This window comes from Mesorhizobium sp. WSM4848 (assembly GCF_055811375.1).
The window spans coordinates 47864-62401 of the sequence record NZ_JBVVPX010000029.1; the positions used below are offsets into that span (position 1 = coordinate 47864).

Consider the following 14538-nt stretch of genomic DNA (forward strand, 5'->3'; position numbering starts at 1 on the left):
GCCCCTCACACGCGCCTGCAGACAAAATAACGATCGGCGGGCACCGAAGGCGGTGGCTGGAGGTGTTGCAACAGCGGGTGATCGAGCGGCGTACCGCTGACCGCGATGCCGCCGACGCGAAGCAGGCTCGCGATCAGATCGGGAAGCCAGGTAGAGGTCACTGCATCGCGATCGTCATAGCCGGTGCCGATGTCGGCATGAACGAGAGCCGCGTCGATGCCAATGAACCTCTTCGCCGTCTCGCGTATTTCGCCAAGCACGAAGTCTTCAGCGTCGGGAATTGAGCTGGCGTGTGCGCTAAGTTCGCGGTCGAACACCACGATCCGGCGTCCGGGCAGGCGCTCGCGCAGATGGTGGAACGTCCGGCCATTGCCGAGACCGAGTTCGAGCACCAGCCCTTCCATCTTCGCCACCTCGGGGCAAACTTGATCGAGAATGTCCCGCTGTGCGGTCATCCTGCTGATGAAATTCTCAAGGCGAGTCATATGCGTTTGTGTGTCCTGAAACCAGCTCAAGAGATCGGCAATGCCCGCGACCAGAACGGTCACGGGTGAACCTGAGGGCGACGTGTTAAACCCGATCGCGTTTCGGCACATATAGAGGCGAACGATGAACGCTGCAATAACCGAACAGGCCGTCGACAAGGATCACACCGGTTGGAGTCGGCGGCCCGGCGCGCGGCGGAATAGCGAGCTCACTTGTAGGGGTCTGCTGCGTCCCGCAGGCCGTCGCCGAGGAAGTTGAACGCCAGGATGACGAGAATGACGGGAAGCATCGGCAAAAGCAGCCATGGATAGAACGCGATGACGCTGACGCTGCGCGCCTCGGTGAGCAGGATGCCCCAGCTGGTTATCGGCGCCCTCAGGCCGAGCCCGAGGAAGCTTAGAGCCGTCTCGCCCAGAATCATGCCGGGTATGGAGATCGTGGCCGTCGCGATCAGATGCGACATGAAGCCGGGAATGAGATGCCGCCCGATGATGCGGCTGCTTCTGGCGCCCATCAATTGCGCGGCCAGAACGTAGTCCTCCTCGCGCAAGGCTAGAAGCTTGGAACGCACGGCCCGCGCCAGTCCGGTCCAGTCGAGCAGCCCGAGGATGACGGTGATGCCGAAATAGATCAGGATCGGACTCCAGGTTATCGGCATGATCGCCGCCAGAGCCAGCCACAGCGGAATGCTGGGGATCGATTGCAGAACTTCGATTATCCGTTGAACGATCAGGTCGAAAATACCGCCGTGATAGCCGGCCAGTCCGCCGATCACAATGCCGAGCAGGAAGCTGAAACTGATGCCGACGAGGCCAATCGTCAGTGAAATGCGTGCGCCATAGATGATGCGCGAGAGCACGTCGCGCCCCAGCCTGTCAGTGCCGGCCAGAAAGAGCTGGCCGTTTTCGGCAGGGCAGACAAAATGCCTGTCACCTTCGATCAGACCCCAGAACAGATAACTGTCGCCCTTGCAAAAGAAATGGATCCGCTGAACATCATCCTGATTCTCGATGTAGTTCCGCTTGAGCGTTTCCATATCCAGCGTCATCTGGCGGCCATAGACGAACGGCCCGACGAACTGGCCGTTGTGGAACAGGTGCACCCGCTGCGGCGGCGAATAGATGTAGTCCATGTTGCGCGTGTGCAGATTGTAGGGCGCCAGGAACTCGCAGATCAGTATCCCGAAATAAAGCGCTGCCAGGAATATGCCGGATATAACGGCAAGCCGGTGCTCCCGGAATTTCCACCACATCAGCCGCAACTGGGACGCCTGAAAGACCTTCGACTGCTCCGGCGTCATCGCCTCGACCGACTGCAGGTCAAAGGGCGCGCTGGAAACGTAGTGTTGCAGCGGAGCACCCGGAGCGGGTAGCGGCGAATGCGTGCTCATTTGGTGCTGCCACCCTGCAAACGAATTCGTGGATCAAGCAGCGCCAGCGCCAGGTCGGAAATCAGGACACCGATGACCGTCAGGAAGGCGAGGAACATGAGGAACGACCCTGCCAGATACATGTCCTGGCTTTGCAGCGCCTTGATCAGCATCGGCCCGGTCGTTTCCAAAGACAGGACGATCGCCGTGATTTCGGCGCCGGAGATGATGGCCGGCAGGATAGAGCCGATGTCGGAAATGAAGAAATTGAGCGCCATGCGCAGCGGATATTTGACCAGCGCCTTGAACGGATGAAGGCCTTTGGCGCGCGCGGTCACGACATATTGCTTGTGTAGCTCGTCGAGAAGATTGGCGCGCAGCCTCCGGATCATGCTTGCCGTGCCCCCGGTGCCGATGATCAAGACCGGAATCCAGAGATGGGCGAGGATCGACTTCGCCTTGGCCCAGCTCATAGGCTCGCCGAGATATTGCTGGTCCATGAGATGGCCGATGGATGTGCCGAACCAGATGTTGGCGAAATACATCAGGATCAGCGCCAGCATGAAGTTTGGAATGGCAAGGCCGAGAAGGCCGAAGAGAGTCAGGCCGTAGTCGCCCCAGCTGTATTGATGCGTGGCGGAGTACATGCCGATCGGAAAGGCGATGAGCCAGGTGAAGATGATCGTGACGAAGGAAACCAGCACGGTCAGCCACATTCGGTCCCCGACGACGTCGCGAACCGGCAGCTCATATTCGAAGGAATAGCCGAAATCGCCGTGCAGCATCCCGCCGACCCAGTAGAAGTAGCGAATGATCGGTGGCTGGTCGAAACCATAGTCCTTGCGCATCATCTCGATGCGATCGGAATCCACCGCTTCGCCCTGAGCCCGAAGCTCGGCAACATAGCTGTCGAAATAGTCGCCTGGTGGAAGTTCGATGATCGTGAACACCAGTGCCGATATGACCAGCAGCGTTGGAACCATCACGGCGATGCGCCAGACAAAATATCGAAGCACGCTCAGGACTCTCCAAGCCAGAATGTATCCGGCATGTAGACACCGAAATAGGCGGTCGGGTCGTAGCCGTAGAGCGCCTTGTCAGGCAGATTGCGCAGCCGCGAGGACGCCAGAACCGGCTGATGGGTTCCGTTCACGGTGCCGATCGAAAACACCTGATCGGTGTAGATCGACAGCATTGAATTCCAGATTTCGGCGCGCTCCGTGGCTTCGGTCGATGCGTTCCAGCGCTTGAGCAAAGCCATCAGCTCGACCACAGGCGGAAGATCGGGCGCCTCACCGACCTTGCCATGAGACAAGTAGTAAGCACCCCAGAGCGGCCATTGCAGCTGGTCGTCGATGGTGGGGGCCAGCTGGTACGGGTTCATGTCGGCGGTCGGCACGCCATTGTCGATGCCCGACCACATCGACATGATGATCTGGCCGCCAAGCGCGCGGCTGCGGAAGATATCGCGCTGCGAAGTCCGGATGAACAGGGCGATCCCGATCTTGCGCCAGTGATCGGTGATGAGTTCGAGCGCGTCGGTTTCGAGCGTGCTTTCGCCGGCCGTTTCCACTATGATCTGCGCAGGGCGTCCATCGGGAAGTATCCGCAGGCCGTCATCGTCACGCGTCTGAAGCCCGACCTCGTCGAGCAGGGCATTGGCCTGGTCCGGATCATGGGCGATCCAGGCTTTCGCGAATTCCGGCCGGTAGAGCGGGCTCTCCGGCAGGACCGTATCGGCACTTTCCTGCGCCAGTCCGTAGAACACGGCCAAATTGATCTCGCGCCTATCCACAGCGAGCGAAAGGGCGCGGCGCACGCGCACGTCACGAAGAAGGCCACGCCACACCTGGTCGGCACAATTCAGATTGGGCAGCAGCGCCAGCCGCGAACCCTGCGTGCGTTTCCAGAGATGCACCTTCACCGGGTAGCGCTTCTCCGCATCCTTCAGGAAGGAGTAGTCGGTGAAGTCAATTCCCATGCTTTGCAGGTCGCTCTCGCCCGCACCGGTCTTAGCGGAAATGATCGCCGGCGAGCTGACGTTCATTACAATCCGGTCAACATAGGGCAGTTGCCGGCCATTCTCGTCTATTCGATGAAAGAACGGGTTGCGCTCGAAGACGAATTGCTCGGCCGGCGGCTTGGTCCGGTTCCGCCAGGGATCGAGCGTCGGCAGTTCCGGGTTCTCCGGGCGATACTGCCGCGACATGCGGATATGCAGGAGCGTCCATTTCTTGGCCCGGTTCTCCTTCATTAGGCCGGCGAGCCGGAATGGATCCTGGTATTTCTTGTGAAACTGCTTGAGATAGGCGGCCGGCAGAACAAGCGATAGCGGCGAAGCAGCAGCGAGCTTGGGCAGGAAGTCGGGATTGGGCGCATCCCAACTATAGCGGATCGTCGACGGATCGACGATCTCGAAGCGTGGCGGCTTGCCGTCCGCCAGCAGGGCCGGGGCAAGCCCGCCTTGCGAAAGCTCATCGTTCAGCCAGACATCTTCCCAGCAATAGCGAAAATCCTCCGGCGTCAGCAGGCTACCGTCAGACCATTTATGGCCTTCCCGAATCTTGAAAGTGAAGACGCGATCATCCGCTACGTCGAAACGTTCGAGAATGTCGGCTTGCAAGTTGAGCTTTTCGTCATAGCCGACTAAGCGAGCATACCCGTAGATCGTCATCATCCGGATATCTTTCTGGCTGCCGATGATCGTGCGCAGCGTGCCGCCATACTGGCCGGGCTGCCGGCCCATCGCGGCGAGGTTCAACGCGCGCGGGCTCTTGGGCAAGCGTTCGGCGAGTGCCGGCAGCGCCTTGGCCTTCAGCTTGGGCTGAAGAAATTCCGGCTCCAGATCGCCGGCGCGCGACGTGCCCGGCAGAAATGCCGAAGCCATAAGTCCGAGGACGGTGCGCCGGCTGATCAATGGCGTAACTCGCTGACATCGGCCGTACGCCGGGCCAGCACGAGGTGGCCGCCGCCAAGTTCGAGCGGCGACAGCATATCCTCGTCGCCCTCGTCGCGGAATTGCGGTCCCCATGTGCTGGTGTCGGAAGCGCTGTCGAGCTTCAGCGTCTTGAAATCCATTGGCCTGTCGAGATCGGGGAAAGGTACTGCGGCGACCAGTGAGCGCGTGTAGGGGTGGACCGGTTTCCTAAGCAGAATTTCGCGCGGCGCGAGCTCGACGATACGCCCGCCGCACATCACCGCGATGCGGTCTGCCATGTAGTCCACCACCGCCAGGTTGTGGGATATGAACAGGTAGGTCAGGCCCAGTTCCTTCTGCAGGTCCTTCAGAAGGTTCAGGATCTGCGCCTGGACAGAGACATCGAGTGCCGAAACCGGCTCGTCGCAGATCAGGAGTTCAGGCCCCAGCGCCAACGCGCGCGCGATGCCGATACGCTGACGCTGCCCGCCGGAGAAACTGTGCGGATAACGCTTTATGAAGCGCGGATCGAGCCCGATTGCCTGCATCAGGCTCTTGACCGTGGCGAGTCGGGACGCGGCATTGCCACGTTGATGGATTTCCAGCGGCTCGCTCAAGATGTTCTCCACCGTCATGCGAGGTGAAAGCGACGAAACCGGGTCCTGGAAGACCATCTGGATTTTCGCGCGCAGCATGCGCAGGGCGTCTCCCTCGGCTTCCAAGACGTCGATCGGCCCATCGCGGCCGTTGAAGATCACAGAGCCGCCGCTAGGGGTGACAGCCCGCATGAGGATCTTGCTGACGGTGGTTTTGCCGGAGCCGCTTTCGCCGACAAGACCCAGGCACTCACCCCGCCTGATATCGAAGCTCACGCCGTCCACGGCGCGAACAGAGGTTTGATGATCTCCGCCGAACCATCCGGACTTGCGGATGGTGAAGGTCTTTGTCAGATCCCTGACCGACAGCAGGATGTCGTCCGGGCCCTTCGATGCCGGCGCCGTCTGCTTGCCGAGCAGGTTCCCGACATTCACCGGCACCTCGCGGAGCGCCTTTAGCCTTTCGCCAGGCTTCAGGTCGAAATGCGGAACGGCTGCCATCAGGCCCTTCAGGTAAGGGTGGCCCGGCCGGCGGAATATCGCCTCGACAGGTCCCGCTTCCATGATCTCGCCATGGTACATGACCACCACCTCGTCGGCGACATTGGCGACCACGCCAAGGTCGTGCGTGATCAGCAGCATCGCCATGTTCAGCTTGGCCTGAAGCCCGCGCAGCAATTGCAGGATTTGCGCCTGGATGGTGACGTCCAACGCCGTTGTCGGCTCGTCGGCGATCAACAGGGCGGGCCGGCAGATCAGCGCCATGGCGATCATGGCGCGTTGACGCAATCCTCCCGAAAGTTCAAACGGATACATGTCATAGGCGCGCTTGGGGTTGGGAAAGCCGACAAGGTCGAGCATGTCCTCGGCCCGCGCCTTGCGCTCCGCCCGAGCCATGGGCGTATGAATCTGCAGGGATTCGCTGACCTGATTGCCGACCGTGTGCAGCGGCGACAGTGATGTCATCGGCTCCTGAAAGATCTTGCCGATGCGGCTGCCTCTCAACGCCCGGATTTCGGGTCCGTCACGCGGCATCTGCAGGATATCCTGCGTCGTGCCGGGCTTTTCAGGATCCGAAAACAGGATACGGCCGCGAACACGGGCTGTGTTCGGCAAAATGCCCATCACTGCCTGGCTGAGAACCGATTTTCCGGAACCGGACTCGCCGACAAGCGCAGTAACCTTGCCGGGCAGGACGCGAAGATTTGCACGCCTGACGGCATGCAACGGTCCCCCGACAATGGCAAAAGAGATGCCAACATCCTCGATCCGCAGCAGATCAACACCCGAATTCATTCTCACACCAGCCCCACTCTGGCAGCCTGCCGGGCGGCAGGCCCAGAAAGCGAGACTAACGCATTGGCAGCCCAGAGCAACTTGGATTCGAATCGGTCGCCAGTTCCCTGGCGGAACCGGCGACCGGACTGCATACCAAGGCGTTCGGATCAGATCGTGGCGGTTACTGGAGCTTCCTCGGGTCGCCCGCCGACAGCCGCGCTGCATCGCGATGAAGCAGCATAACCTGCTCGGCGTCGGATATTCGGTCGTAAATCGGCTCCAACGCACCGTCTTCATCGAGTGCGAGAGCACCCGACAGATCGGGTGAAAGCACCGTCAGCTTCTGCTTGATGCCCGCCAGTTCCTCGTTGCCGAGCGTCAGCCAGCTGTTGGCGCCGCAATAGCTGGCGAAGTCTTTGCTGGCGAGAACGCTGTGCGGAAATTTCTTGGTCAGGGTTTGGAGGCGCTGGACCTCGTTTACAGCCGAGCCGAAGACAGAGAATGTGAGCCGGTCGGTAAGCCCGACATTGCCGAACATCACATTGCCGACATGCAGGCCGATGCCAAAGTTTATGTCGGCCAACCCCTGCTCCCTTCTGCGCAGATTGAGATCCATCATGCGCGCGGTGGCCTTGTGCGCTGCCGCAAGAGCAGCCTGGCAGGCGATCTCGGACTGCGAGCGGTGCCTTTCGCAAGGGTAGACGGCAATGAAGCCATCCCCCAGGAAACTCATGATCTGCCCGCCTCTGCGATTGAAAGGTGCAGCAATGGCATCGAAAAACTGGTTCAGCGTATCGATGTAGATTTCGCGGCCGGAAGTTTCGGCAAGCCTTGTCGACCCGCGCATATCGGCCATGACCAGTGCGGCCCGGATTGTGTCGCCCTCGCCGCGCTTGATCTGGCCGTCCAGCACGCGCCTGCCGGCGTCGCCGCCGAGATATGTGGTCATCATATTGTCGGCCAGTTTGGTGAGCACCGCCATCTTGGTTGCGATAGCGAGATGGTTCTGGATGCGCAGCAGCGCTGAAATCATGCTGTCGCTGAAGCCTGAAGCACTGTCGGTGGACCAGGACCCCATCATGCCCTGACTGGTATTGCCGTTGAAGGGATGGACGAAAGCCATGTAATCGGTCACGCCCATAAGCCTGAAGTCATCGAAAACAGGAAATTCCGACGGCACCGAGGGGTCGAGCCGGCGCCGCAAATGGTCGAGCTTGTTGCTGAGCAGATGGTAGTATGGGCTGGTCAGGAATCTGTCAGAATGAACGCCGTCCTGTTTGCGGAAGCCTTCCACTTCCATGCCCTGGCCGCGAATCCAGGTGAAGCCAAGCGCGTCATAAAGCGGGTGAAGCATCGAAAAGCTCAAATGCACCCGCTTCAGCGGCAGGCCGGCAGCAGCCAGCCGTTCACAAAAGCCCCTTACCAATGTTTCCAGGGCGTCGCCCGCCAGCGCCGATTGGGTCAGCCAATCGGCAACCTTATCCATGAGAATGGTGGAAATTTCTGCTTGCGCTGTGCTCATGCTATCTCAAGACCCGTCGAAGACGAGCCATTCTCCTTTGATCCGCCACAACACGGTCCGCTAACGACCCAGAGAAAAGACCCTCGAAGTCAATGAAGCCGGCTTCGGCGGCAAAAGCCGGCGAAGGGGCATTATGTGGCGAGGCTGCCGGCGGAGTGCAATCACGATCCTGACATCAGGCAGAAAATTCGCGGGCTCAGACGCCGTCAGGCCTTCACCACCGTCTCTCGGGCTAGCCCGAGGCGGCCAAACACATTGCGTGTGTCGACGATCAGAAGAGCGTGATCAGCGATCGCCTGATAGTCGATCGCGTCGTGGTCGGTTGCAACGACGACAGCATCGAAATCCTTCAATGCCGCCTCGGTCAATTCGACCGAGCGCCGCCCCTTGATCGCCATATGCTCCCGTGTGGTCGGGATCTCGGTAACATGCGGATCGTGGAATTCCGCCTTGCCGCCCCATTCCTCGATGAGTTCAATGAGCCGCAATGAGGGGCTTTCGCGGATGTCGGGCACATTCTTCTTATAGGCGAGCCCGATGATGAGTATGCGCGAGCGGCTGAGCGCCTTGCCGCAGCGCCGGTCCAGCGCCTTCGCCAGTTCATCGACCACATGACGCGGCATGGCTGTGTTGATCTCTGCCGCCAACTCGATGAAGCGGGTCGGCATTTCGTATTCGCGCGCCTTCCACGTCAGGTAAAAGGGATCGATCGGAACGCAGTGCCCGCCAAGTCCGGGGCCAGGATAAAAAGGCATGTAGCCGAAGGGCTTGCTCTTTGCCGCCTCGATCACCTCCCAGATGTCGATGCCCATCGCACCGAGCACGACCTTCAACTCGTTGACCAGGGCTATGTTGACCGAGCGGAAGATGTTTTCCGTCAGCTTGACCGCCTCGGCGGTCGCCGTGGTGGAAACCGGAACGACGGTCTTGACCACGCCCTGGTAAAAAGCCTGCACGAGTGTCGCCGCTTCAATGCCGTCGCCTGCCACGACCTTGGGGATCGTCGCGACTTCAAAGCTGCGGTTGCCGGGATCCTCGCGTTCGGGCGAGAAGCCGAGGAAGAAGTCTATCCTCGACTGCAAGCCGGTTTCTTCCAGTATGGGCTTGATCACGTCGTCGGTGGTGCCGGGATAGGTGGTCGATTCCAGCACGATCAGCTGGCCGAGACGCAGATGCTTCGCGACGGTGCCTGCCGTGTTCCTGACAAAGGAGAGGTCGGGCTCACGGTTTTTCGTCAGCGGTGTCGGAACGCAGATAATGATGACATCGCAGATGGCGAGTTCGGCAAAATCCGCAGTGCCGCGGAACCGTCCGCTCGCCACCTGGCCGGCAAGGGCTGTCGACGTCACCGCCTCAATGTAGGATTGGCCGTTGTTCAGGCTCTCGACCTTCTGGGCTTCGATGTCGAAGCCGGAAACCGGGAAGCCGGCGCGTGCGATCGCAACCGCCAGCGGCAAGCCGACATAGCCCAGTCCGATCACGCCGACTTGCGCGGCGCGCGTCGAAATCCGGTTCAGAAGACGGTCATATGTCGATCGTGAGGCGTCCAAAAATCTGCTTTCCGTCAATTCGGACAGGCCGTCCGCGCCCATGGCGAGGCTCACCTGGTTCCCAAGAACCCCGAGGCATATTGCGGAAAATCGATTTCCGCAAGCTGTCGTCAGACCGGCACCTTCGCCTTCAGGCTTGCGGCGGCCATCGCATAGCCGCCGGCAGCGCCATCGATGAAATGAACGTGATCGCGCTGCAGCGGCGAGGCGACGAGGCATGTCATCAAGGCCGATTTCTGGCGGTGCAGGCCATAGTTGCAGATGCCCGCCTCTTCCGCCTGTTTCAGCCGGTTCTCGATCCGTTGCAACACATCCGCGTCAACGTCGATAGTCATCTTCAAGCCGTCGTCGAACTTCCGGAAATCCGAATTGCTGGCCACGTCGCGTTTGTAGATCTTCGGATCGAAGCTGCCGATCGTCCAGCCATATCTATCGGTGACAGCCGTAAGCATCAGCTGGAACACTATCCACAGCTTCGACAGCCACCGCCAACCTGCCGGCGCCATGGCCCGCGCCTCGATATCGATGCCGGCGGGCGAAAAACTGTAGGCCGGCCCGTTCACCGGCAACGGGTGGCCTTCGCGTTCCTGCCCCCCGGCAAGGGCGATGATGTCGGAAGCCAGAAACTGAAAACCGCGCAAGTCGCGCGACGGCCCCGGTATGGCTATGATCGAGACGATTTCGCCATGCCGGGCGTCGATCGGGTTCCAGCGGCAGGAGAGGCCGGTCAGATCCGGCCGTGTGCCGGCTGGCGCAGGATCGATGCGGTAGCGCCCCGCCTTCATCTCGGCTTCCGCCCAACTGCCGCCACCACCGGCGAACATGGCATAGAAGACCGCTTCGGAGGCCCGGAACCTCGCCACGCGAACGTCGAGGCCTTGCGCTCTTATATCCTTTATCGGCACGATTGCGGCACGCAAGGTCAGGTCCAGTTCGTCCGCCACCCATCTCTGAACAGCCGCCAGCGCGTTGCGGGTGATCTCCAGCGCCGAGCCGGGAAACGCCACGAGCGCGCCGTCGCCGCCGAAGACAAAGGGAAGATCTTGCCGACCCAGCGCATTGAGCAGCGCCGAGATGACGCTGGCGCCGGCCATATTGACGGTTTTATAGCGCCCAGCCTCGATCGCCTTGGTCGAGCCAACGATGTCGGCGGTGGCCAGCGCCCAGCCATCCGGGAGAGGCCGATAGTTATCGATATCGGCAACGCTTTCGAACTTTGCGAAGACCGGCAAAGAAGCGACAAACGGATCGGACGCGGTAGCTATTTCCATGAGCATCAGATACCACATTCCACTGCTTGAAGGTAAAGTCGATCATGCTTCGAAATTGACTTGCGCAGGCTTTCCGATGATAGGGTCCGGCGATGCGAATTGCCTTCTATGCGCCGCTGAAGTCGCCCAATCATCCCGTTGCCTCCGGCGACCGCCAGATGGCACGGACGCTGGTCAAGGCGCTGGAGCATGGAGGGCATAGCGTCGAACTGGCATCCGAATTGCGCTTCTATCTACGCGAACCGGAGTCGAAAAGTTTCGATGCGCTCAAGATCGAGGCCCGAGAGGAAGCCGCGCGGCTGACAAAGCTTTGGGATCGTAACGGCAAGCCCGATCTCTGGTTCTCCTATCATCCCTATTACAAGGCGCCCGACCTGATCGGACCCGAGCTGGCGTCGGCCTTTGCTATCCCCTGTGTGACGGCGGAGGCCTCCTATTCGAGGCGGCGCAACGCCGGCTTGTGGGCCGACACGCAAGCGTTGGTGGCACGAGCCGTCGAGCAGGCAGCGCTGAACATCTGCTTCACGCAAAGGGATCGTCAGGGACTGACAGATGCGATTCCCGACGCCGCTCTCGGTATGCTTTCACCCTTCATCGACACATCGGTATTCCGGGAAACGCCGGCACGGGGTTGTCCGACGCGCCTCGTTACCGTCGCCATGATGCGCCCGGGCGACAAAGTCGAAAGCTATCGCATGCTGGCGCAGGCGCTCGGTCCGATCGGCCACCTGCCCTGGACCATGTCGGTCGTCGGGGATGGGCCTGCCCGTGACGAGGTCAAAGCGCAATTCGCCGGCTTGCCCGCCGACCGTATCGAATGGCTTGGCGCGATTGAGCCAGCCGCCGTGCCGGATGTCCTCTACAGTGGGGGAATTTACGTCTGGCCGGGTTACGGCGAGGCCTATGGCGTTGCCTATCTTGAAGCACAGGCCGCCGGCCTTCCGGTGGTGGCTCAGGACATCGCCGGCGTGCCGGAGGTCGTGCGGGATGGCCAGACCGGGTTTCTCACCCCGCCGGGCGATGTGGCGGCGTTCGCTTCTGCCATTGAAAGGCTTCTGGCCCGTAACGACGAAAGAACCATCATGGCCGCGGAAGCCAGACGTTTCATCCTCGAAGAACGCTCCCTCGGTGTTGCATCGGGGCGTCTGGCCGAACTTCTTGCGAAGATCCCGGTTTCATGACATCCGATCCGATCTGGCAGCCCTTGGTGGAAGAACTGGCGTGCCGGCAACGGGCGGGCCGCAAGGCAGAGTTTTGGCTGCGCGACGATGACGCCGTGGATCCGACGCCTTTGCTTGATCGGCTGCTCGACCTGACCGGTGAATTCGCGGTTCCGGTCACTCTGGCCGTCATTCCGGCCCTGACGGATGAGAAGCTTGTCGCCCGGCTTGACGAGGCGCCGCATGCCACGGTCGCCATCCATGGCTGGGCGCACCGAAATCATGCGCCCGAGCACCAGAAAAAGCAGGAGCTCGGCGCGCACCGGCCACGCGAGGCGGTGCTCGATGATCTGGCTCGCGGGCTGTCGCACGTAACCGGCCTGCACGGCGCACGTGCCGTTCCGATGCTGGTGCCACCCTGGAACAGGATCGACGCCGGCTTGGTATCCGACCTTAGATCGATAGGATTTGCGGCGTTGTCAGTCTATGGGCCGCCGAAGCCTGCTCCACTGACGGTCATCAACAGCAATGTCGACATCATGGATTGGCACGGCACGCGCGGCTGCCGCGATCACGGCCTATTGGTTCAGGCTATCATCGCGCAATTGCAGCATGCATTCGACGCCTGCGAACCGGTCGGCCTGCTCACCCACCATCTCGTACATGATGAATCGGCCTGGCTCTTCCTCGAACGGCTGTTCACAGTCACCGCACAGACTGAAGCCTGCGCATGGCTTCCGATCAGGACATTGATCCGGCGCAGCGCCGGTAGAGGAAAATAGCTCAGCGCTTTTTGCGCGATGAGACTGGAAATTTGAGCGTCTGGCCATCCCGCGCGGCAAAAGCGCCGGCAAACCTGTCTTTGGCCAGTCGCTCGATCTCGTCCAGTTCCTCGTCGGTGCGTGTCGGATCGTGGTGAAACAGCGCAAGCCCCCGCGCACCGGCCGCCTCACAGAGCTTGACGCCCTGTTGCCACGTCGAGTGCCCATTACCGCGGCGGCGTTCCATTTCCTGCTCGGTGTAGGTGCAATCGTAAATGACGAGGTCGGCATCTTCGATCAGGCCGAGCACCGCCTGATCGAGTTTGTCCGGCTCGTGCTCAGTGTCTGTGATCACCGCCACGACCCGGCCGCCCCATTCGACCCGGTAGCCTATGCAGCCGCCCGGATGGATAAGACTGCCGGTTCGGACCACCACCCCTTCGCGCGGGCGAAGCACGTCGCCGGATACGAAATCGCGGCAGTCGAGGCTTGCCTTGCAGATCTCCAGTTTCACCGGAAACCACGGCGGCCGCATGAACTCATCGACCATCTGCCGGGTCGTCATGCGTCCTGCAAGATGCCCGGACCAAAGCGCAAGCTTGACGCTCCGGTCATAGATCGGCGCAAAAAACGGCAGCCCGATGATGTGATCATAATGGCAATGGGTGAAAAGCAGGTCGAAATCGGTCACGCCCGACGCCTGAAGCGCCCCGCCGGCAGGCCGTAGGCCAGAGCCCGCGTCGAATAGAAGCGTATGTTTACCGCATCGCATCTCAATGCAGATCGTGTTGCCGCCATAGCGAGAGAATTCTGGCCCCGATACCGGAATGCTGCCGCGCACGCCCCAAAACCTGACCAGGAAAACTTCGTAGTCCATGCTAGCCTTCCCAGTCCCCGTCGCCCATCGTAGCCAAACAACTGCTGCTAGGCGAGACAGGTTTTCTCCGGGTGACCTTCTCAGCAAGAGGCCAGTGCCATCGCGACGGCGAGGATCGGGCGCACGTCATCCGTTATTTGGCGCTTCGTGCGTCGATCAGATCCGCGGTCGTATGGCTTAGGCGATCGGCAAGAACCCGCAATATCTCGATGGTCATTTCCGGGAACTCCCTCATAAGCCTCAGGAAATGATCCTTGCGGATCCTCAAGGCTTCCAGCGGACTTACCGCTCTGACGGTGGCGGTGCGAGAGCTGTTGCACAATATGGCGATCTCGCCAACAATCGAATTTGGCTCCAGTTCGGCAACTTTTATCGGTCCGCTGTCGGAATCGACCAGAATATCCGCCCTGCCTGAAAGGATGACATAGGCGGCGTCTCCCTCGTCGCCCTGTCGGAAAAGGATCTGGCCGGCGCTGTAGCTCACACGATCGGATGTGAACGCAAGCAGCTTGAGCTTTGTCGGGTCGATGGCAGAGAACAAGGGAACGCGTTGCAGCATTGCAACTTCATCCTTGAGCAGCATTGTCGCAAACCTTCCCAAAATTCGCGTTTGCCAGACTAGAGCAACGGACGCCCAGATGGAATGGATCCTGTTTCCGGGATGGCGAGACGAACCGCGCGAAAGGTGGCGAGCCCGATGTCGTGCGATCGGGCGATGCCGCCTGGAAATGGCGTCCGCCAACCGGAAACC

General features: G+C 60.7%; 12 protein-coding genes. 2 read left to right on the forward strand and 10 right to left on the reverse strand.

Annotated features, from left to right (window positions below; all coding sequences use genetic code 11):
* Positions 1–5: 5 nt before the first annotated feature.
* The 8 genes from AC0L16_RS23605 to AC0L16_RS23640 form a co-directional block, all read right to left on the reverse strand.
* Complete coding sequence (locus AC0L16_RS23605) at positions 6–485, reverse strand: class I SAM-dependent methyltransferase (protein WP_473623638.1); 480 nt, start codon at positions 483–485, stop codon at positions 6–8.
* A 209-nt stretch (positions 486–694) separates the two neighbouring features.
* The gene (locus AC0L16_RS23610) at positions 695–1876 is read right to left on the reverse strand and encodes an ABC transporter permease (protein ID WP_473623579.1); all 1182 of its coding nucleotides are present in this window, start codon (positions 1874–1876) and stop codon (positions 695–697) included.
* The gene (locus tag AC0L16_RS23615) at positions 1873–2871 is read right to left on the reverse strand and encodes an ABC transporter permease (protein WP_077380266.1); all 999 of its coding nucleotides are present in this window, start codon (positions 2869–2871) and stop codon (positions 1873–1875) included. The genes AC0L16_RS23610 and AC0L16_RS23615 overlap by 4 nt, the downstream gene beginning before the upstream one ends.
* Before the next feature lie 2 nt (positions 2872–2873).
* Complete coding sequence (locus AC0L16_RS23620) at positions 2874–4772, reverse strand: ABC transporter substrate-binding protein (protein ID WP_473623580.1); 1899 nt, start codon at positions 4770–4772, stop codon at positions 2874–2876.
* A complete protein-coding gene (locus AC0L16_RS23625; protein ID WP_473623581.1) occupies positions 4769–6664 on the reverse strand; it encodes an ABC transporter ATP-binding protein in 1896 nt (631 codons plus the stop codon). Before AC0L16_RS23625 ends, AC0L16_RS23620 begins: the two co-directional genes overlap by 4 nt.
* 163 nt (positions 6665–6827) lie before the next feature.
* Positions 6828–8168, reverse strand: a complete 1341-nt coding sequence (locus AC0L16_RS23630; RefSeq protein WP_473623582.1) for an adenylate/guanylate cyclase domain-containing protein — start codon at positions 8166–8168, stop codon at positions 6828–6830.
* Between the two features lie 206 nt (positions 8169–8374).
* Positions 8375–9718: a nucleotide sugar dehydrogenase gene (locus tag AC0L16_RS23635; RefSeq protein ID WP_473623640.1), complete on the reverse strand. Its 1344-nt coding sequence runs from the start codon at positions 9716–9718 to the stop codon at positions 8375–8377.
* Between the two features lie 110 nt (positions 9719–9828).
* A complete protein-coding gene (locus AC0L16_RS23640; protein WP_473623584.1) occupies positions 9829–11007 on the reverse strand; it encodes a DUF3095 domain-containing protein in 1179 nt (392 codons plus the stop codon).
* A gap of 74 nt (positions 11008–11081) precedes the next feature.
* Between AC0L16_RS23640 and AC0L16_RS23645 the strand changes: the two genes are divergently transcribed.
* Both AC0L16_RS23645 and AC0L16_RS23650 read left to right on the forward strand, forming a co-directional pair.
* A complete protein-coding gene (locus AC0L16_RS23645) occupies positions 11082–12170 on the forward strand; it encodes a glycosyltransferase family 4 protein (RefSeq protein WP_473623585.1) in 1089 nt (362 codons plus the stop codon).
* Positions 12167–12931 carry a polysaccharide deacetylase family protein gene (locus AC0L16_RS23650; protein ID WP_473623586.1) on the forward strand — a complete coding sequence of 255 codons (765 nt, stop codon included), beginning with the start codon at positions 12167–12169 and terminating at the stop codon, positions 12929–12931. Before AC0L16_RS23645 ends, AC0L16_RS23650 begins: the two co-directional genes overlap by 4 nt.
* A gap of 1 nt (position 12932) precedes the next feature.
* Here the strand turns inward: AC0L16_RS23650 and AC0L16_RS23655 are convergent, their stop codons facing one another.
* Complete coding sequence (locus tag AC0L16_RS23655) at positions 12933–13787, reverse strand: MBL fold metallo-hydrolase (RefSeq protein ID WP_473623588.1); 855 nt, start codon at positions 13785–13787, stop codon at positions 12933–12935.
* A gap of 133 nt (positions 13788–13920) precedes the next feature.
* Complete coding sequence (locus tag AC0L16_RS23660; protein WP_473623589.1) at positions 13921–14370, reverse strand: cyclic nucleotide-binding domain-containing protein; 450 nt, start codon at positions 14368–14370, stop codon at positions 13921–13923.
* Between the last annotated feature and the right edge of the window lie 168 nt (positions 14371–14538).